This is a genomic window from Ochrobactrum sp. SSR (genome assembly GCF_030067775.1).
Classification (GTDB): Bacteria; Pseudomonadota; Alphaproteobacteria; order Rhizobiales; family Rhizobiaceae; genus Brucella; species Brucella teleogrylli.
In genome coordinates, this window is sequence record NZ_CP125970.1 from 933885 (window position 1) to 953219 (window position 19335).

A 19335-nucleotide genomic window follows, 5' to 3' on the forward strand; every position below is an offset into this window, starting at 1 on the left:
TGCATTTTTATTCCCATCGGCTTATTTCTATCGCAGCCACGGCCGAATGACAGGGTCAAAACCTGTCACCACGACAATAAATATTGAAAATCATTTCCTTTTTTGGGAAATTTTGACCAACAGATAAACGTAGTATAATCCAATAATATGCTCACTGATTGTTCAGTATTTTGCAGAATACTGCTGAATTAATTTTTTACAAAATTGCCATCTTAAGAAATTCTCCCCTTGCCAAAGGGGCGCCTTTGCATAGATCATGGTTAATTATGTGTTGTCGTATTTCGTGAAGAGAGAACCGAATATGGCCAGCACATGACCACAGGAGTTTACCCCCGCTCCTGTTTCGCCCACTTGCAGGCCCGATAGATAAATCCGGCTGCAAGTTTTGAAGCTGAACCACATTGGAAGAGAGGAAACAGAAATGTCTAGTTTGCTGCCCCCGCTTCATGACGGTCACGCACCGATCTATCTACATCACGCATTTCAAGATGCGGTCGATGCTTATGAAGATTGGACACTGGAAACGGCAGAGCCGGTTGTTCAGGTCAATGGCAAGATTACACGTATCAGCGTTGTCTTCCGTCGCCTGTGGAACTGCACCGACATGGTGCCGCGCCACACGCTGGAAGCATTGAAGGATATCGTTCCGTCGACACTGGTTCATGCGGAACGCTGGAAAGAAAACGCAACTTTCTCAGAAGCCGCCCATGTGATGCGCGCGGCTTTGGAACGACGCAAGGCGCGACGGCTTCCGGTCGTGTGCTGATAGCGTGAAACCGGACAGGCGGGCGGGTTTTCCCCGCCCGCTTTTTTGTGCATGACAGGTCGGCCGCCGCTTTTCACTTTTGCTGGAAATGCTTTATGAACCGGACCTGATGAAATCATCCTCCCCAGGTCGCATACCAATTATCTCAGGAGTTCCGATGCGTAAGCTGCTAACCGCCGCCCTTATTCTCGCCGTCTGCACAGCCGGATCGGCGATGGCAAAAACCATACGCGTCGGCGTCACGCCCGGCCCGCATGCCCAGATCATGGAAAAGGTGAAGGAAGTCGCTGCCACCAAGGGTCTGGAAATCGATATTCAGGAATTTTCCGATTACGTCATTCCAAATATGGCGCTGGCCGATGGCGCGCTGGAAGCCAATTCATTCCAGCACCAGCCCTATCTCGATAATCAGGTTGCCGACCGCAAATTCGATATTGTCAGCGTGGCACAGTCCGTCAACTTCCCGATGGGCATGTATTCGAAGAAGCTGAAGAACATCTCCGAACTTGCCGATGGCGCGACGGTGGCGATCCCCAACGACCCGACCAATGGCGCGCGTGCGCTTCTGGTGCTGGCCGATAACGGTCTCATCAAGATCGATCCGGCCAAGGGCTTACGCGCCAGCGTCATCGACGTGACCGAAAACCCCAAGAACCTGAAATTCGTCGAGCTTGATGCCGCACAGCTGCCGCGCTCGCTGGAAGATGTCGAGGCGGCTGTCATCAACACGAACTATGCCATGGAGGCCGGTCTTAACCCGGCCAAGGACCCGCTGATCCGCGAAGGCGAAAAGGCGCCCTACTTCAACGTCATTGCCGTGCGCACCGCCGACAAGGACGCCGACTGGGTCAAGGAACTGATCACCTCCTATCACAGCCCGGAAGTGAAGACCTTCATCGAAGAAACCTTCAAGGGTTCGGTTCAGCCTGCCTGGTAAGCCTATCCCGCAAAAGAAAGCGCCGGTCCAATTGTTTCGGACCGGCGTTTTTATTGCGTGACGCAAACTATTCAGAGCTTGCGGAAACGCACCCGTGCGCTGCGCTCGATGGCGGCAACCGTCAGCTCGTCCAGCGTCCAGCGGTCGCGCAGCATCTGGAGGAATTCCAGCTCTTCCTGCTCGACATGGAGATCGGCAGCCGCCACTTCCACCGCCAGCGCATAGGCCGTGTCATAAAGCTTTTCAGGCAGCGCTTCATGCGCAAGGTCGAGGATCTTTTCCAGACCGTCTTCATAGGCCAGCAGCGCGTAGCATTCATTGGCAAGACGCGGCAGTTCCGCCGTATCGAAGCCACGGAACACCGGAAGGCGCGTCACCACATTGCCGATGGACTCCAGTTCCGCGTCGGTCATCGTCGTGTCGGCAGCCGACGTCGTGATCATGATGTAGACGAGTGCATCCTGCGGCGAGATTTTCTTCATCGGGTACTCCTCAGCGACACCATGATCGGAATCAGCTTTTCCGGTTACAATTTGCCGGAAAGTTAGGAAGCCTCCCGCGGTTAGGCAAGGAAATTCCGCACCAGCCGTTGACGGCACGGGGTTGTCGCGCCATAGAGCATAGGCACGGATGCGTGCACCGTTTTTCAAGAATAACGCCCTTCACAGGATATCAGGACAAAACCATGACTTCGCATCGTCTGCCCGAAATTACGCTGACCCCGGAACTGACCGCGGCGGCTGCGGACGCGAAAGCCTGGCCCTTTGAAGAAGCGAAGAAAATCCTCAAGCGCTATGCCAAGACCGGCCTGCCGGACACAGTGATTTTCGAAACCGGCTATGGCCCGTCGGGTCTGCCGCATATCGGCACATTCGGCGAAGTGGCGCGCACCTCGATGGTGCGCCATGCCTTCCGTATTCTGACCGAAGACAAGGTGAAGACGCGCCTGATCTGCTTCTCCGACGATCTCGACGGCATGCGCAAGATTCCAGACAATGTGCCGGACAAGGCAGCACTTGAGCCTTATCTGCAAATGCCGCTTTCGTCGGTGCCGAACCCGTTCGGCGGCGAATATAAGAGCTTTGCCGAGCATAACAATGCTATGCTCTGCCGCTTCCTCGACACTTTCGGCTTCGACTACGAATTCGCCAGCGCGACAGATTACTACAAGTCCGGCAAGTTTGATGCGGTGCTGCTCAACGCCGTCGAACGCTATGACGACATTATGAAAGTCATGCTGCCGACGCTCGGCGAAGAGCGTCAGGCGACCTATAGCCCGTTCCTGCCGATCTCGCCCAAGTCGGGCCGCGTGCTTTACGTGCCGATGAAGAGCGTGGACGCCAAGGCTGGCACGATCACATTCGACGATGAAGACGGCGTCGAAACCACGCTTTCCGTCACCGGCGGCAAGGTAAAGCTGCAGTGGAAGCCGGATTTTGGTATGCGCTGGGCGGCACTCGGCGTCGATTTCGAAATGTTCGGCAAGGATCACCAGACCAATGCGGGCGTATACGACCGCATTTGCGAAATTCTCGGCGGACGCGCGCCGGAACATTTCGTTTACGAGTTGTTCCTCGACCAACTTGGCCAGAAGATTTCCAAGTCCAAGGGCAACGGCATCTCGATTGACGAATGGCTGGCCTATGCGCCGACCGAAAGCCTTGCGCTTTACAATTTCCAGAAGCCGAAGACCGCAAAGCGCCTTTACTTCGATGTCATCCCGAAGGCGGTGGACGAATATTTCACCTATCTGTCGGCCTATAACCGTCAAGAGTGGAAGGACCGGCTGAACAATCCGGTCTGGCATATTCATTATGGCAACCCGCCAAAGGTTGACCTGCCGGTGACCTTCGCGCTGATGCTCAATCTGGTCAGCGCATCAAATGCGGAAAGCCCGTCGGTTCTGTGGGGCTTCATCTCGCGCCACGCGCCGGGCGTCACGCCGGAAAACAATCCGGAACTGGATGCGCTGGTTGGTTACGCGATCCGTTACTTCAACGATTTCGTCAAGCCGACCAAGCAGTTCCGTGCGCCGGACGACGTGGAACGCGGCGCACTGGAAGCGCTGGACGCCAAGCTTGCGACCCTGCCTGCCGGGACCGATGGCAACGATATCCAGAACGCCATTCTGGACGTCGCCCGCGCCATCGAACGCTATCAGGATCACACCAAGAAGAGCCCGGAAGGCGGCCCCGGCGTGTCGGTTTCCTTCTTCCAGATGCTCTATGAAGTGCTGATCGGACAGGAGCGTGGCCCACGCTTCGGCTCCTTCGTCGCGCTTTACGGCATCGAGGAAACCCGCGCCCTGATCAAAAAGGCGCTGGCTGGCGAACTGGTCTGAGCCGCTCAATAGCCGAACAAAACGACAAGCCCCGCAGCCACCCGGCGCGGGGCTTTTTTGCGCCCGAAACGCTGGCACATTTGCTCCGATTGACTCTGCATCTCGTAGTAGGTAGAACGGTATACCTATCACAAGGATTACTGCGATGAAGTCCGTTCAAACACCATTTCCGGCTTCCACGGAAAGCGCGCGCGAAAAGCTTTTGAATGCTGCTGCCGTGCTGTTTTACGATCAAGGCATCGGCGGCACCGGCATTGACGCCATCGTTGAAAAAGCGGGCGTCGCCAAGAAGAGCCTCTATAATAATTTTGCGTCCAAAGCCGATCTGGTGAACCAGTATCTGGAAGTGCGCCATGCCGAATGGCTGGGCCTCTATGATGCGCGGCTGCAAAAAGCTGTCACACCGCTGGAAAAGGTTCTCGCGGTTTTCGACGCCTATCAGGACCATGCTGAATTTGCCTATGAGCACGGCTTTCGCGGCTGCGGGCTGCTGAATGCTGCTGCCGAATTGATGGTCGGCGATATTGGGCGCCAGGCAGTGAAACACCACAAGCGCGAGGTCGAAGCGCTGCTGGCGGGCCATCTGGCGGAACTGCTGCCCGACGCGCCTGAGAGAGCGGCTGCATTGGCGCGGCAACTGTCTTTTCTGCTGGAAGGGGCAATGTCGCGCGCCGGACTTGAGGGGAACAGCGCCTGCATTCAGGAGGCGGGGGCTATGGCATCGGACATGTTGGGGGCATTGTGAACACATCATCGCGCAATTATGCGATTGGCGTCGCCGCCATTTTGTTTTCCTCTGCCGTCTGGGGGACGACTGGCACAGCCGCAACATTTGCCCCGGAGGTGGGTTCTGCGGCAATCGGCGCTGCGGCCATGGGCGTCGGCGGGCTGATGCAGGCGCTTCTCGCCGGACCCGGCATCATCCGTGCACGGCCGCAACTGGCCAGAAACTGGCGCAACCTCGTTCTCGGCGGACTGGCCGTCGCCATCTATCCCCTCGCCTTCTACGCCTCGATGCGTATGGCTGGGGTCACCATCGGGACCGTCGTCACACTCGGGTCCGCGCCGCTGCTTTCCGCCCTGATCGAATATGTATTCGATGGTTCCCGATTGTCCCGACAATGGCTGTGGGGTGCCCTGATCGGACTGCTCGGCATGATCCTCATATCCATAGCCGAGGGATCGGCGCATAGTGGTGTGCAGACGGGCAACTCTGTGCTGATCGGCATTGGACTTGGCCTGATTGGAGGCTTCACCTATGCGCTCTATTCATGGACTGCGCGCGGCCTGATCCTGCGCGGCATCCATTCATCGGTCGCGATGGGCGCGACATTCGGCATTGGCGGCCTGTTGCTGATGCCGGTGCTGCTGATGACCGGCGCGCCCTTCCTCGCCTCTTGGAACAATGCCGCCGTCGGCATCTATATGGCGGCGGTGCCGATGTTCCTCGGTTATGTCTGCTTTGGCATCGGCCTTGCGCGGGTTCCTGTCAGCATGGCGACGACGATCACACTCGTCGAGCCTGTCGTCGCCGCGCTGCTGGCCGTAGTTATTGTGGGAGAACGTCTCCCAGCCATGGGCTGGCTCGGCGTCGTACTGGTGATCGCTTGCCTCGTGGTGATCACCGTTCCGCTGAAATCAGTATCAGGCAGAAGCCCGAAGGCAGCAGCCGAAGCCTAGTTTGCAGGTGTTGGTGCTGGCGCAACAGGCGCTGGCGGAAATTCACCCTGCTGCGGAGACGGCGCAGAGGGTTGCGGCTCTGGCTCAGGTGCCAGCGGCGATGGATTGCTGAGACTGTTGCCCGGATCAGGCTCCAGACTTTGCAAGGACGCATCCGGCTTGTCTCCGAAAATGCCAAGGCGCGCTTCTTCCGCCTTGCGTCCCGCATCAGCATAGGAACCGTCTGGCGTCGCCCTGGCCCAGCCATTCGTCACCAGCCACTCAGCGGCATCGTCATTGCCAAGCTTGCACCCGGTCGCAATGGCGGCACCGCTATCGTTCTGCGGCAGGCGGCACATGATGGCGCGCGAGCGCAGCCACTGGCGGAAGGCCGTCCGCGCCTGCATACCGCATGGCCAGTTCTGGCCGGATGTGGTCTGGCAGGTCTGCTCGACCGGCAAAACCTCGATGCCCTGCAAATCGATCATGCGTCCCTGACTTTCGAGCCGCCCGGCGGCAACCGCGACTGGCCGCTGCAACAGCTGCATGTCCTCGCCCTCCCCGACAGGCACGGCAGGGGTTGGCGCAACCGGCTCAGCCGGAGCGACCGGCTCCGGCGGCTTTGGTGTCGCCGCAAGACCGAGATCGCTGAGCGGCGGTCGCGGCGCTTCGCGCTGAAGCCCGTTTGCCTCATCGCTGGAATTGCCCGGCTGCGGCGTGGTCTCAGGAGCGGATTGCGCGTTCTGCTGACCATCCGTTTTGGTACCCGGCTCGTCATAATCGAATTGTTCGACGACGATGCCGTTGCCCGAACTGCCGGTCGGCGCGGTCGTGCCGCTATCCGCAGCGATCACCGGCACGGGCCCATCCAGAGCGCCATAAAACGGAGCGATGAAAGCAGCGGCCAACAGCGCGCCGGTCAAACCGGCGAGACTGCCATAGACCATGCGCGAATGGCTTCTCGTATGCGACTGCGCCATTACTGGCTGGCCCATAGAATTCTGGCGATCCATTCCACATCCTTGGTCTCAAAGCTGCGGTTTGAATGCTCTGGATTAAGCGAATGCAATTCGATTGTCCGTGGTGTCTGGCGATAGAGTATCTTGGCCATGACTTCTCCGTCCTTGGTTCGCACCACCACGCGGTCGCCGCGACGCACCGGCGCATTGGGCGCGACAATCAACGTATCGCCGTCACGGTAAAGGGGCAACATGCTGTCGCCCGAAACTTCCAGCGCATACACACCTTCGCTGGCACCCACTGGAAATTCTACAATGTCCCAGCCCTGCCCCGCCGGGAAACCCGCATCGTCGAAATAGCCGCCCGTGCCAGCCTCCGCCATGCCGAGAAGCGGGATCGGTTGCGCGTCCTGCGTATATTCGCCGAAACCCTGGTTCGTATTAACGCCGCCGCCGATCAGGCGGGTGAGTTCTTCAAAGCTTGCCCCGGTGGCTTCCATCACCTTGGCCAGCGATTCCGTCGAGGGCCAGCGCGCGCGCCCGTCGGCGGCGTAACGCTTCGACTTGTTGAAGGTCGTGGGATCAAGACCAGCGCGGCGGGCAAGGCCCGACGCACTCAGGGAATGGCGTTCTGCCAGTGCGTCTATCGCCGCCCAGACGCTGTCGTGAGAAAACATGTGTTATCCGCCAATTTCAGGCAGGCATCGTCCCATGGCGAACTCGGGCCGTGAGAATGCGCCGCGTAGGATTTTAAACCTAATACCCTTACCAACTTTTGTCAGAACCTACCGAAAATTGGTGTTTTACGCAAGACGCATGAAATAACAGGGAAAATTTCCTAACGAGATCGAAAGGGACGCCGGAAAATTAAAAGGCGCGATGTTTTCACACCGCGCCTTCCAGACTTTAAGAGATTACGGATCAAGCCGCTTTTTTGGTTTCGCTCTTGTAGGGATTGAAACGCTGATAGAAACTTTCGCCATTCTCGGCCAGGTCGAGCAGAAGCTTCGGCGCCTTGAACTGCTGGCCGTATTTCTTCTGCAAGTCCTTGGCAAGCTTGACGAATTTCTTCGCACCCATGCCATCGATATAGGACAGCGTACCGCCCGTATAAGGCGCGAAACCGAAGGCGAGGATCGAGCCGACATCGGCTTCGCGCGGATCGGTGACAATGCCTTCTTCCATCACGCGGGCAGCTTCGAGAGCGATGGTGACGAGGAAGCGTTGCTTCAGCTCGTTCACGTCGATCTTGTCGGGGTTCTGCTGCGGATAGAGATCCTTGAGACCAGCCCAAAGATGCTTCTTGGCGGGCTTGGCCGGGTATTCGTAGAATCCCTTGCCATTCTTGCGGCCCTTGCGGTCGAACTCGTTGACGAGCCTGTCCACCAGCTCGACATGGCGCGGATCAACGGCCTTGTCGCCCAGATCGGCAAGCGTGGCTTTCAGGATCTTCTGCGACAGGTCGATGGCGGTTTCGTCGTTGAGCGCCAGCGGGCCGACCGGCATACCGGCCATGCGGGCGGCATTTTCGATCATGGCCGCCGGAACGCCTTCAACCAGCATGTTGTAGGCTTCCGACATATAGCGCAGCACGCAGCGATTGACGTAGAAGCCGCGCGTGTCGTTGACGACAATCGGCGTCTTCTTGATCGCGCGGACATAATCGAGCGCGACGGCCAGAGCCTTGTCCGAGGTCTTCTTGCCGAGGATCACTTCCACCAGCATCATCTTGTCGACCGGCGAGAAGAAGTGGATGCCGATGAAATTCTTCGGACGCTTCGATACCTTGGCAAGACCGCTGATCGGCAGGGTCGAAGTGTTGGACGCGAAGATCGCCGAAGACTTCCAGCACTTCCTCGGCCTTCTCGGTCGCGACACGCTTGACTTCACGGTCCTCGAACACGGCTTCGATCACCAGATCGGCACCGTCGAGTTCGGCATAGTCCGGCGTCGCGGTGATGAGCGACAGAAGCTTTTCCTTGTCGGCCTCAGTAGCGCGGCCCTTCTGCATTTCCTTGGTGACGAGATCGGCGGTATGCGCCTTACCCTTGTCGGCGGCTTCCTGATCGCGGTCGATCAGCACCACCGGAATGCCCGCCTTGGCGGTCACATAAGCAATGCCCGCCCCCATGAAACCAGCGCCAATGACGCCGATTTTCTTGAGCTTGGTCGGCTTTTCATCCGCAGGGCGGCGTGCGCCCTTGTTCAGTTCCTGCAACGACACGAACAGCGAACGGATCATCATGCCCGCTTCGGTTGTTTGGAGGATTTCGGTGAAATAGCGCTGCTCTATCTTGAGGCCGGTATCGAACGGCACCAGAAGGCCCTCATAAACCGACTTCAGAATAGCCAGCGCCGCCGGATAATTGCCCGATGTTTCGCGGCGCAGAATGGCGGTTGCGGCGGGCCAGAGATTGGCACCGGCAGCCGAATAGATCGCGCCGCCCGGCAGCTTGAAGCCCTTTTCATCCCAAGGCTGAACCGGCTTGAGGCCGCCCTTGATGAGCTTCTTGGCGGTTTCGACCAGCTTCTTCGCCGGGGCGACTTCCGTGACGAGGCCCATCGCCTTGGCGCGCTGCGCCGTCAGGCTGGAGCCGGTCGTCATCATCTGAAGCGCGTCCTGCTGGTTGGCTAGGCGCGGAACGCGCTGCGTTCCACCAGCGCCCGGGAACAGGCCGACCTTCACTTCAGGCAGCGCAAGCTTCACGCCCGGAGCATCCGACACAACCCGCGCATGGCAGGCGAGCGACATTTCAAACGCGCCGCCCATGCAGGTGCCGTTGATGGCCGAAACCCAAGGCTTGCCGCAGGTTTCAAGCTTGCGGAACAGGCCGCTCATCTTGCCGACATTGTCGAACAGGGACTGAACCGCGCCCTGCGGGTCCTTGGCCTTCTGCTTCTGGAACGCCTTGAACATGCCTTCCAGCATGGTCAGGTCGGCGCCACCGGAGAAGCTTTCCTTGCCGGACGTGATGACCACGCCCTTGATCTTGTCATCGGCAACCACCGCATCGATGATGGCGTTCAGTTCCTGCATCGCCTCGACGGTGAAAACATTCATCGACTTTTCAGGCATGTCCCAGGTGACGAGGGCAATGCCGTCGGCGTCGGTCTCAACTTTGAAATTCGTGTAAGCCATTCGTAAAAACCTCCCTCGCCCTTATACGCGCTCGATGATCGTCGCCGTGCCCATGCCAGCACCGATGCACAAGGTCACCAGCGCGGTGTTGAGATCGCGGCGTTCCAGCTCATCCAGCACCGTACCGAGGATCATCGCGCCGGTTGCGCCGAGCGGATGGCCCATGGCAATCGCGCCGCCATTGACGTTGATCTTGTCGTGCGGAATGTCGAAGGCCTGCATATAGCGCAGCACCACAGCGGCGAAGGCTTCGTTGAGTTCGAACAGGTCGATATCCGAAATCTTCAGCTTTGCCTGCTTGAGCAGTTTTTCCGTCACGTCGACCGGGCCGGTCAGCATCAGCGCCGGGTCGGAGCCGATATTGGCGAAAGCGCGGATACGGGCGCGCGGCTTGATGTCGAACGCCTTGCCAGCCTTCTTGGAGCCAACCAGAACGCCCGCTGCGCCATCGACGATACCCGACGAATTACCGGCATGATGAACGTGATTGACCGTTTCGATTTCCGGATGCGCCTGAATGCCGACAGCATTGAAGCCGCCCATTTCGCCCGGCATCACGAAGGACGGGTTCAACTGGCCCAGCGCCTGCATGTCGGTCGTCGGGCGCATATGCTCGTCATGGTCGAGAATGGTCAGGCCGTTCTGATCCTTGACCGAAATGACCGAATTCTTGAAATAACCCTTTTCCCACGACTTGCCGGCGCGCTTCTGGCTTTCGACAGCATAGGCATCGACGTCGTCGCGGCTGAAACCGTATTTCGTGGCGATCAGATCGGCGGAAACGCCCTGCGGCATGAAATAGCCCGGGAAGCCAACCGATGGATCCATGTACCAGGCGCCGCCCGACATGCCCATACCCACGCGCGACATGCTTTCAACGCCGCCCGCTATCACCAGATCATCGGCGCCGAAGGCAACCTTGGCAGCCGCCAGATTAATGGCATCGAGACCCGAAGCGCAGAAGCGCGAAATCTGGATGCCCGGGGCCTTGAAGTCGTATCCGGCTTCAAAAGCGGCAGAGCGCGGAATGACGGCACCGGCTTCGCCAACCGGATCGACACAGCCAAAAATAATGTCATCGACCTTGGCGGTATCGATGTTGTTGCGGTCGCGCAGGGATTCCAGAACCTTTGCGCCCAGACGCACAGCAGGCACTTCATGCAAGGACCCGTCCTTCTTGCCGCGCCCGCGCGGCGTCCGCACGTGATCGTAAATATAAGCCTCAGCCATTTTTTCTCCTTCCCGCCGGGTCCGAAGAACCCGGCCTAACCTTTAAAATATCGGCAGAAAATCAGAACGCATCCGCAGGCAGCGCCATCATGCTATCCGCACCCGACTGGATGCGCGCCAGATGGGCGGCACTTTCCGGCATGATACGCTCGAAATAGTACCGGGCAGTGACAAGCTTGGCTTCAAGGTAAGCCTTGTTGCCTTCACCTGCCGCCAGCTTTTCCTCGGCGACCTTGGCCATGCGGCCCCACATCAGGCCCAGAGCAACCAGACCGAAAAGGTGCATATAGTCATTGGAGGCTGCACCGGCATTGTCGGGCTTCGCCATGGCGTTCTGCATCAGCCACATGGTGGCGGCCTGAAGGTCGTTGAGCCCCTTCTTCAGATGCTTGGTGAAGAAGGACAGCTTCTCGTTGTCGCGATTGGCTTCGCAGAACTCGCCCGCTTCCTTGAAGAAGGTCGTGACCGCACGACCGCCATTCAGCGCCAGCTTGCGACCGACCAGATCGAGCGCCTGAATGCCGTTCGCACCCTCATAGATCATCGCAATGCGCGCATCGCGCACATACTGGCTCATGCCGTGTTCTTCGATATAGCCGTGACCGCCGAACACCTGCTGCGCCATGACGGCATGTTCAAAACCCTTGTCGGTCAGAACGCCTTTCAGCACCGGCGTCAACAGGCCGACCAGATCATCGGCGGCCTGACGCTCACCCTCATCACCGGAACGGTGCGCGATGTCGGAATTCAGCGCCGTCCACAGGATGAGCGCGCGGCCTGCTTCGTTGAAAGCGCGGATCGTCATCAGGTTGCGACGGATATCCGGATGCACGATAATCGGGTCAGCCTTCTTTTCCGGCTCTTTCGCGCCAGAAAGGGCGCGGCCCTGATTACGCTCGCGGGCATAGATCGCGGCATTCTGATAGGCGGTTTCGGCAATCGAAAGCCCCTGCAGCGCCACGCCGAGACGCGCTTCGTTCATCATGGTGAACATGGCGCGCAGGCCCTTATGCGCCTCGCCGATCAGATAGCCGGTCGCATCGTCATAGTTCATGACGCAGGTGGCGTTGCCGTGAATGCCCATCTTCTCTTCGATAGACCCACAGGAAACGCCGTTGCGCGCACCCGGGTTGCCGTTTTCATCGAGAATGAACTTCGGCACGATGAACAGCGAAATGCCCTTCACACCTTCCGGCGCGCCGTCGATACGGGCCAGCACCAGATGGATGATGTTTTCCGACATGTCATGTTCGCCAGCCGAGATGAAAATCTTCTGGCCGGAAATCTTGTAGGAGCCGTCGCCCTGCGGCGCCGCGCTGGTGCGCAGGAGACCCAAATCCGTGCCGCAATGCGGTTCGGTCAGGTTCATCGTGCCGGTCCAGGTGCCTTCCACCATCTTCGGCAGATAGGTGTCCTTCTGCTCATCGGTGCCATGGGCAAGGATCGCGGCAATCGCGCCCTGCGTCAGACCGGGATACATGGTGAGCGCCATATTGGCCGAGGACATATATTCGCCGACGGCGGTGTGCAGCAGATAAGGCAGACCCTGGCCGCCATATTGCTCCGGCACGGCGAGACCGAGCCAGCCGCCTTCGCGGTAAAGATCGAAGGCCTCCTTGAAACCCTTCGGCGCGGTGACGCTGCCATCGGCAGCGCGCTTGCAGCCTTCGCGGTCGCCGCTGTGATTGACAGGGAACAGGGTGCCTTCAGCGAGCTTTGCACCTTCCGACAGGATTGCCTCGACCACGTCGGGCGACGCGTCGGCAAAGCCCGGCAGATTGTTGTAACGCTGATAGTTCAGAACGTCGTTGAGCACGAAATTCGTATCTTCAACGGGCGCGCGATAGCTCGGCATCAAAATCCTCCAAATTCATCACCTGAGCCAGCCCGTAACGGACGGATACCAGCTCCAAACCGCGTTTCATGCATGCTGTCTGCTTAACTGGCAAAACGCCGTGACAACCTGCATGCTGCAACAAAAAGGACCGTTCTCACTCGAAAACCTGCCATTTTTGCAGCATTCTGGCCAGCCTTAACCCGTTCTCGGGTCGCAGCCGACCAGTTCGGACTCAAAACTAGCGCAGTTTGACGTTTCCGTAAACGTCAAAATTTCGCGAGCAGGCGTGTGGTGCCATGGTAGGCTTTGTCGGCGGGACTGGCGCAGTATGGCAGAATCCTTTCGCCGAACCAAAAAACTCGCCCGCAAGAATCAACACTATAAAAAGCAATCTCTGATATAAAATTGCCAGCGCTCCTTTGCTATTTCGCGAAATAATAAATGACTTCAATAATAAGCTACCTTCATAAAAAGGCACATTTTAAAAATTGGGAGAAGTTCAATGCATAATCCAAACAACACCGTAAGCAAGCAATCAATTGCATTTGAAGATGTATTGAAGGGACTCTCTTCAACACTCAGATGTATTGATTTTCTTTATGTTTATGACTGCAACAATAAGAAGAAATAATATTATCTCTGCTAAGAACGCCCGTTACTAACTTCTGGATGGAGATTAGGGGGTAGTTCACTCCCTAATTTTCCCGCTGGAAAGATAACTCTCATGACGAAACACTTTGAAACTCCGGTTATCTTTTCGCTGCCTCACCAGGCCGCAAGCGACTTTTGTGAGCACTATCTCACCAAGAGCGGCATCATGATTTCGCTCGCGGATTTGCGTGACAAGGAACTCGCGGCGGATCTGGCCGACCAGGCCGCACATGTCTTCGCAAACTTGCTCAAAGATTTGCAGTATCAGTTGGATTGCCCGGAAATCGGGATCGTCGCGGTCGATATACCGTCCATCCTTGACGATGCGACATTGGATGCCATTGCGGGTGCGCTGCTGGCCGTTTCGCTGACCCAGGCGCTTATGCCGACGTTAACCGACGGGAGAAACCAGACGCCGTTTTCCGTCTTCACCACTTCCGCAGACAGTCTCGAAAGACTTGAACGCGCCGGATTACAGGATCTAACGCCAACGAACCGATTGGAGTTTCATTCCGACAGTGCACTTACCGGCACAGAGGTGGCCGTTCCCGACTACATATCAGTCTATAACATTGCCATTAATTTCGAGGAACGCGGCTATTTTCATTGGGTTCCGACCTGCAAACTCGATGGTCTGGCAGCGCTTGTGGACAGAATAGGCTTATCGGATGCGTATTATTTCAAGCTCAATCCGACTGTCTATGAAGACGGGCAAAATGACGTGATGGTCATAGAACATCGCGTCAAGGCAACCATTTTCAGCCATGACCAGAACGGCTCGATTACAACTTATATGAGCGGCCAGTTCGACGGGAAGGTGGGCGAGGAGCATACCCAATCCCATGACGTCGTCACTGACATGGTGAATGCCATATCAGAAAACAAATTTCGCTATTCCATCCCGCAGGAAAGCCGCAGGTTGCTTATAATGAATAACGCAAACGGCTTTCACGCCCGCGACGCTCTTGAAAAGCCCCTGCCCGGCGTTGCCGTGAACCGGGTCTATCTTCGCTGCACGTCTGTAGCGGGCAAAGTTGTCGGCGAAATTGTGGGAGAATAGGCCCGATCCGACGCAGACGGGTGGTTCATTGGCTCAACAAAGCCTGCATCCGGTCCTGATTGCGCAGCCCGACTTCCCGAACGATCTCGGCGATCTGCGAGAGTTGCGACGACAGCGGGTTGCTTTTGCGCCAAACCAGACCGATGGTCCGCGACGGGCGCGGTTCGGCAAGGCGGAACATGCAGACATTCGCGGCGAGTGTTTCCGTATAGACCGCCATCTCCGGCACAAGCGTAATGCCGATGCCAGCACCCACCATCTGCACAAGCGTGGACAGTGAACTGCCTTCCATCAATTCACGCGGCGGCGCATTCGCAATATTGCAGAAGGATAGCGCCTGATCGCGGAAACAATGCCCTTCTTCCAGAAGAAGAAGCCGCATTTCATGCAGTTTTTCGGCGCTGGGAACCGGCTTGCCCGCATCTTCCAGCGGGCGCATCAGCACGAATTCCTCTTCAAAGAGGGGCACTTCCTGCAAGGCAGGCTCGGAAATCGGCAAGGCGACAATCGCCGCGTCCAGTCTGGCTTCCAAAAGGTCTTCGATCAGTTTCTGGGTGATGGCCTCACGCGGGCGTGGTTCCAGCCCCGGATAACGCTGGGTGAGCGTCTTGATCACTTCCGGCAGAAGATAGGGCGCAACCGTCGGGATCACGCCGAGACGCAGGCGCCCCGTGAACGGGCCATGCGCTGCCCGCGCCAGCTCTTCCAGTTCGTCGACCGAACGCAGAATGCCGCGCACCCTCTCCGCGAATTCCTCACCGAGCCCGGTCAGGCGGATTTGTCTGCCACCACGCTCCACCAGAGGCGCGCCGATCAGGTCTTCCAGTTCCTTGATCTGCAAGGATAAGGCGGGTTGAGAGATGGAGCAGGCCGCTGCCGCGCGCCCGAAATGGCTCAATCGCGCCAGCGAGTCGAAATAGCGAAGGTGTTTCATGGAGAGGCCAATCATAAGCTGAGCATATCGCAGCCTTTAGAATATACAATTGGAATTTATCGGAAGCATTGATTACCGTACCAAAACTGACTGTGGCCCGGAGTGTCCGCCTTCATAAAGCGGACGCTTTGGCATGCCAGTGTCAGCCGCTCGTTCAATTTAGCGAAAGCCATCTTTGGGAAAGCCATCGGAGAGCAATCATGGACGTTAAGACGAAATCGGCCGGAAAATGTCCGGTCATGCATGGCGGCAATACCGCGCTTGGCAGTTCTGTCATGGAATGGTGGCCCAATGCGCTGAACCTCGACATTCTGCACCAGCACGACAGCAAGACCAATCCGCTGGGCAAGGACTTCAACTATAAAGAAGAGCTGAAAAAGCTCGACGTGGAAGCCCTCAAGGCCGATCTGCGCGCGCTCATGACCGATAGTCAGGAGTGGTGGCCTGCCGACTGGGGCAGCTATGTCGGCATGATGGCTCGCGTGACTTGGCACGCCGCCGGTTCCTACCGCACCTCCGATGGTCGCGGTGGCGCCAGCACCGGTAACCAGCGTTTTGCGCCGCTCAATTCCTGGCCGGATAACGTCAACACCGATAAGGGTCGCCGTTTGCTGTGGCCGATCAAGAAGAAGTACGGCAACCGGCTCTCCTGGGCCGACCTGATCGCGCTCGCCGGTACGATTGCCTATGATGTCGCCGGTCTTAAGACCTTTGGTTTCGCCTTTGGCCGTGAAGATATCTGGGCGCCCGAAAAAGACACCTATTGGGGCAATGAAAAGGAATGGCTGGCGCCAAGCGATGGCCGTTACGGTGACGTGACCAAGCCGAGCACGCTGGACAACCCGCTGGCGGCGGTCCAAATGGGCCTCATCTACGTCAACCCGGAAGGCGTGAACGGTAAGTCCGATCCGCTGGCAACGGCAGCGCAGATGCGCGAAACCTTTGCCCGCATGGGTATGGACGACGAGGAAACCGTGGCGCTGACAGCTGGCGGCCATACGATCGGCAAGACCCATGGCAATGGCGATCCGGCTAACCTCAGTCCCGATCCGGAAGATGCAGGGCCTGAATATCAGGGGCTGGGCTGGATGAATACCAAGGGTCGCGGCATCGGTCGTGATACCGTGGTTTCGGGCCTCGAAGGCGCATGGACCACGGAACCCACCAAGTGGGACAACGGTTTCTTCGAAATGCTGTTCAAGCATGAATGGCATCTGGTCAAGAGCCCGGCTGGCGCATCGCAATGGGAGCCCATTTCGATTGCCGAGCAGGACAAGCCGGTTGACGTGGAAGACCCGTCAATCCGACTGAACCCGATGATGACCGATGCTGATATGGCGCTGAAGGTAGACCCGATCTATCGCGCGATTTCCGAGCGTTTCATGAACGACTTCGACGCGTTCTCGGATGCCTTTGCCCGCGCATGGTTCAAGCTGACCCATCGCGACATGGGCCCGAAGACCCGTTACATCGGGCCTGACGCGCCGACGGAAGACCTGATCTGGCAGGACCCGGTTCCTGCTGGCCGCACGGATTACGACGTGAAGGACCTCAAGGCCAAGATCGCCGTTTCCGGCCTTTCCGTGTCCGATCTGGTTTCCACCGCCTGGGACAGCGCCCGCACCTATCGCGGTTCGGATTTCCGTGGCGGCGCAAACGGCGCGCGTATCCGTCTGGCTCCGCAGAAGGATTGGGCAGGCAACGAGCCGGAACGTCTGGCCCGTGTTCTCTCGGTTCTGGAACCGATTGCAGCGGCGTCTGGCGCAAGTCTGGCCGATGTCATCGTGCTGGCTGGCAATTACGGTGTGGAACAGGCAGCCAAGGCCGCCGGTTTCGACATTGAAGTGCCTTTCGCACCGGGACGTGGCGATGCGACAGCCGAGCAGACCGATGCCGAAAGCTTTGCTCCGCTCGAGCCGCTGGCAGACGGTTTCCGCAACTGGCAGAAGCAGGACTATGTGGTCAGCGCCGAGGAACTGCTCCTCGACCGTGCCCAGCTCATGGGCCTCACCGCCCCTGAAATGACGGTCCTTGTCGGCGGCATGCGCGCCATCGGCACCAACCATGGCGGCACGGCGCATGGCGTCTTCACCGACAAGGTCGGCGCGTTGACGACGGATTTCTTCGCCACGCTCACCGACATGCGCTACACGTGGGTTCCGACCGGCGAAGGCCTGTATGAAATCCGCGACCGCAAGACCGGCACGCCGAAGTTCACCGCAACGCGCGTCGATCTCGTTTTCGGTTCGAATTCGATCCTTCGCGCCTATGCCGAAGTCTATGCTCAGGACGACAGCAAGGAGAAGTTCGTGAAGGACTTCGTTGCCGCCTGGACCAAGGTGATGAACGCCGACCGTTTCGATCTGGCATAAAAGCCGATCTAGAGCATTTCCAGCAAAAGTGCGAAGCGGTTTTGCGTAGGACAATGCGTGAAAACAAATGGATAGAGCGGCTCCAGCGATTCCAATTTAACTGGAACCGCTCTAACGAAAAAGCCTCCCCCGAAGGTTTCGGTGGAGGCTTTTTTATTTATTTCGCCATGTCGATGGCGGAGCTGAGCTCTTCAACCGCCTGATCAGCCGTCAGCTGGCCATTGAACTGACGGGTGATGACATCGAACATCGCATTCTTGATCGCGGTTGGCTGTGCATGCGACTGCGAGAAGGAACCAAGCAGCGATCCGCTCTTGTCGGCGGCGGCCAGATCCTTGATCGCCTTTTGTCCGCATTCGTCAAATGCCGTGGTCGGCACATCCGTGCGCGCCGGTGCCGAGCCCTTCACCACATTGAAGGCCGACTGGAAATTGACGTCTTCCACAGCGGCTGCGAGTGCAAGTTGCGCCTTGCGCTTGTCCTCACCCACTTCGAAGACAGCGAACTGATCGGCATTGAAAGCCACGGAACCTTCCGTTCCCGGAAAACGACCGCAAACGAAATCCGCGCCCGGCTTTTTTCCGGCCTTGGTGAACTCGCCCTTGGCCCAGTCGCCCATGAACTGCACGCCCGCCTTGTCGTCGATGACCATTGATGAGGCAAGATTCCAGTCACGTCCGGAGAAGTTGTCGTCCACATAGGTGCGCAGCTTCGCCATCCGCTCGAAGACCTGCTTCATGGTATCGCTCTTCAGCGCTTCCGGATCGAGATCGATCAGCGCCTTCTTGTAGAAATCCGGCCCGAACGACATCACGACACTTGTGAAGATAAGCGCTTCCTGCCAGGGCTGGCCGCCATGGGCAATCGGCGTGATCCCCTGTTCCTTGAACTTGTCGAGCAGCGCGACAAGCTCGTCCCAGTTCTGCGGCACTTTTCCGCCTGCCTTGTCGAGCGCGGCCTTGTTGTACCACGCCCAGTTGGTGGAATGCACATTGACCGGCGCGGCGATCCAGTGGCCGTCATATTTCGAGAAGCGCTGGATTGCAGGCGGGATGACCTTGTCCCAGCCTTCCTTGTCGGCGACTTCATCCAGATTGCCGAGCACGCCCTGCTCCGCCCAATCCAGAATGTCGAAACCCTGCATCTGCACGGCGGCAGGCGCATTGCCCGCCGTCACACGGGCGCGCAAGGTCGTCATGGCAGCCTCGCCCGCACCGCCGGCGACCGGCATATCGACCCAGCCAATACCCTGTTTCTGAAGATTTTCCTTCAAGAGATTAAGCGCTGCCGCCTCACCGCCCGAGGTCCAGTAATGGAGAACTTCCACGCTTTCCTCGGCTTGCGCCAGGTTCGCCCCACCCAAAATACTGACACCCGCCAGCAGCATTCCCATCATCAAGCGCATTCTCATATCTCCTCGTTAAGAGCGCATCCCGAAAAGTGTGAAACG

The 19335-nt window shown here is 58.0% G+C and carries 14 protein-coding genes and 1 pseudogene; 7 read left to right on the forward strand and 8 right to left on the reverse strand.

Annotation, left to right across the window (positions count from 1 at the left end; all coding sequences use genetic code 11):
• The first annotated feature begins 421 nt into the window (after positions 1 to 421).
• Together QLQ11_RS15885 and QLQ11_RS15890 are read left to right on the forward strand one after the other, a co-directional pair.
• Positions 422 to 766, forward strand: coding sequence for a hypothetical protein (locus QLQ11_RS15885; protein ID WP_109367010.1), 345 nt, complete (start codon positions 422 to 424; stop codon positions 764 to 766).
• 157 nt (positions 767 to 923) lie between these two features.
• Complete coding sequence (locus QLQ11_RS15890; RefSeq protein ID WP_109367009.1) at positions 924 to 1703, forward strand: MetQ/NlpA family ABC transporter substrate-binding protein; 780 nt, start codon at positions 924 to 926, stop codon at positions 1701 to 1703.
• A gap of 71 nt (positions 1704 to 1774) precedes the next feature.
• Here the strand turns inward: QLQ11_RS15890 and QLQ11_RS15895 are convergent, their stop codons facing one another.
• On the reverse strand, positions 1775 to 2185 hold the full coding sequence (locus QLQ11_RS15895) for a tellurite resistance TerB family protein (RefSeq protein WP_109367008.1): 411 nt from the start codon (positions 2183 to 2185) through the stop codon (positions 1775 to 1777).
• A gap of 203 nt (positions 2186 to 2388) precedes the next feature.
• On the opposite strand from QLQ11_RS15895, the gene QLQ11_RS15900 reads away from it, so the two are divergent.
• The 3 genes from QLQ11_RS15900 (at position 2389) to QLQ11_RS15910 (ending at position 5724) form a co-directional block, all read left to right on the forward strand.
• Complete coding sequence (locus QLQ11_RS15900) at positions 2389 to 4044, forward strand: lysine--tRNA ligase (RefSeq protein ID WP_109367007.1); 1656 nt, start codon at positions 2389 to 2391, stop codon at positions 4042 to 4044.
• 145 nt (positions 4045 to 4189) lie between these two features.
• Positions 4190 to 4789, forward strand: a complete 600-nt coding sequence (locus QLQ11_RS15905; RefSeq protein WP_283736217.1) for a TetR/AcrR family transcriptional regulator — start codon at positions 4190 to 4192, stop codon at positions 4787 to 4789.
• On the forward strand, positions 4786 to 5724 hold the full coding sequence (locus tag QLQ11_RS15910) for a DMT family transporter (RefSeq protein WP_209445999.1): 939 nt from the start codon (positions 4786 to 4788) through the stop codon (positions 5722 to 5724). Before QLQ11_RS15905 ends, QLQ11_RS15910 begins: the two co-directional genes overlap by 4 nt.
• Here the strand turns inward: QLQ11_RS15910 and QLQ11_RS15915 are convergent.
• The 5 genes and pseudogenes from QLQ11_RS15915 to QLQ11_RS15935 form a co-directional block, all read right to left on the reverse strand.
• Positions 5721 to 6683: a thermonuclease family protein gene (locus QLQ11_RS15915; protein WP_109367005.1), complete on the reverse strand. Its 963-nt coding sequence runs from the start codon at positions 6681 to 6683 to the stop codon at positions 5721 to 5723. The two genes, QLQ11_RS15910 and QLQ11_RS15915, sit on opposite strands and share 4 nt — an antisense overlap.
• Positions 6683 to 7339: a helix-turn-helix transcriptional regulator gene (locus tag QLQ11_RS15920; protein ID WP_109367004.1), complete on the reverse strand. Its 657-nt coding sequence runs from the start codon at positions 7337 to 7339 to the stop codon at positions 6683 to 6685. Before QLQ11_RS15920 ends, QLQ11_RS15915 begins: the two co-directional genes overlap by 1 nt.
• Positions 7340 to 7583: 244 nt before the next feature.
• Positions 7584 to 9801, reverse strand: a pseudogene (locus QLQ11_RS15925) (FAD-dependent oxidoreductase).
• Between the two features lie 21 nt (positions 9802 to 9822).
• Positions 9823 to 11031, reverse strand: coding sequence for an acetyl-CoA C-acetyltransferase (locus tag QLQ11_RS15930; protein ID WP_109367002.1), 1209 nt, complete (start codon positions 11029 to 11031; stop codon positions 9823 to 9825).
• Between the two features lie 61 nt (positions 11032 to 11092).
• The gene (locus QLQ11_RS15935) at positions 11093 to 12886 is read right to left on the reverse strand and encodes an acyl-CoA dehydrogenase C-terminal domain-containing protein (RefSeq protein ID WP_109367001.1); all 1794 of its coding nucleotides are present in this window, start codon (positions 12884 to 12886) and stop codon (positions 11093 to 11095) included.
• A gap of 706 nt (positions 12887 to 13592) precedes the next feature.
• Here QLQ11_RS15935 and QLQ11_RS15940 point away from each other — a divergent pair.
• Positions 13593 to 14579, forward strand: coding sequence for a hypothetical protein (locus QLQ11_RS15940; RefSeq protein WP_109367000.1), 987 nt, complete (start codon positions 13593 to 13595; stop codon positions 14577 to 14579).
• A gap of 25 nt (positions 14580 to 14604) precedes the next feature.
• On the opposite strand, the gene QLQ11_RS15945 is transcribed toward QLQ11_RS15940, so the two are convergent.
• Positions 14605 to 15528 (reverse strand): hydrogen peroxide-inducible genes activator, encoded by a 924-nt coding sequence (locus tag QLQ11_RS15945; protein ID WP_109366999.1) that lies wholly within the window; start codon positions 15526 to 15528, stop codon positions 14605 to 14607.
• 185 nt (positions 15529 to 15713) lie between these two features.
• Here QLQ11_RS15945 and katG point away from each other — a divergent pair, with 185 nt between their 5' ends.
• Positions 15714 to 17885 (forward strand): catalase/peroxidase HPI, encoded by a 2172-nt coding sequence (gene katG / locus QLQ11_RS15950; RefSeq protein ID WP_109366998.1) that lies wholly within the window; start codon positions 15714 to 15716, stop codon positions 17883 to 17885.
• 157 nt (positions 17886 to 18042) lie between these two features.
• On the opposite strand, the gene QLQ11_RS15955 is transcribed toward katG, so the two are convergent.
• A complete protein-coding gene (locus tag QLQ11_RS15955; RefSeq protein ID WP_109366997.1) occupies positions 18043 to 19290 on the reverse strand; it encodes an ABC transporter substrate-binding protein in 1248 nt (415 codons plus the stop codon).
• Positions 19291 to 19335: the final 45 nt, after the last annotated feature.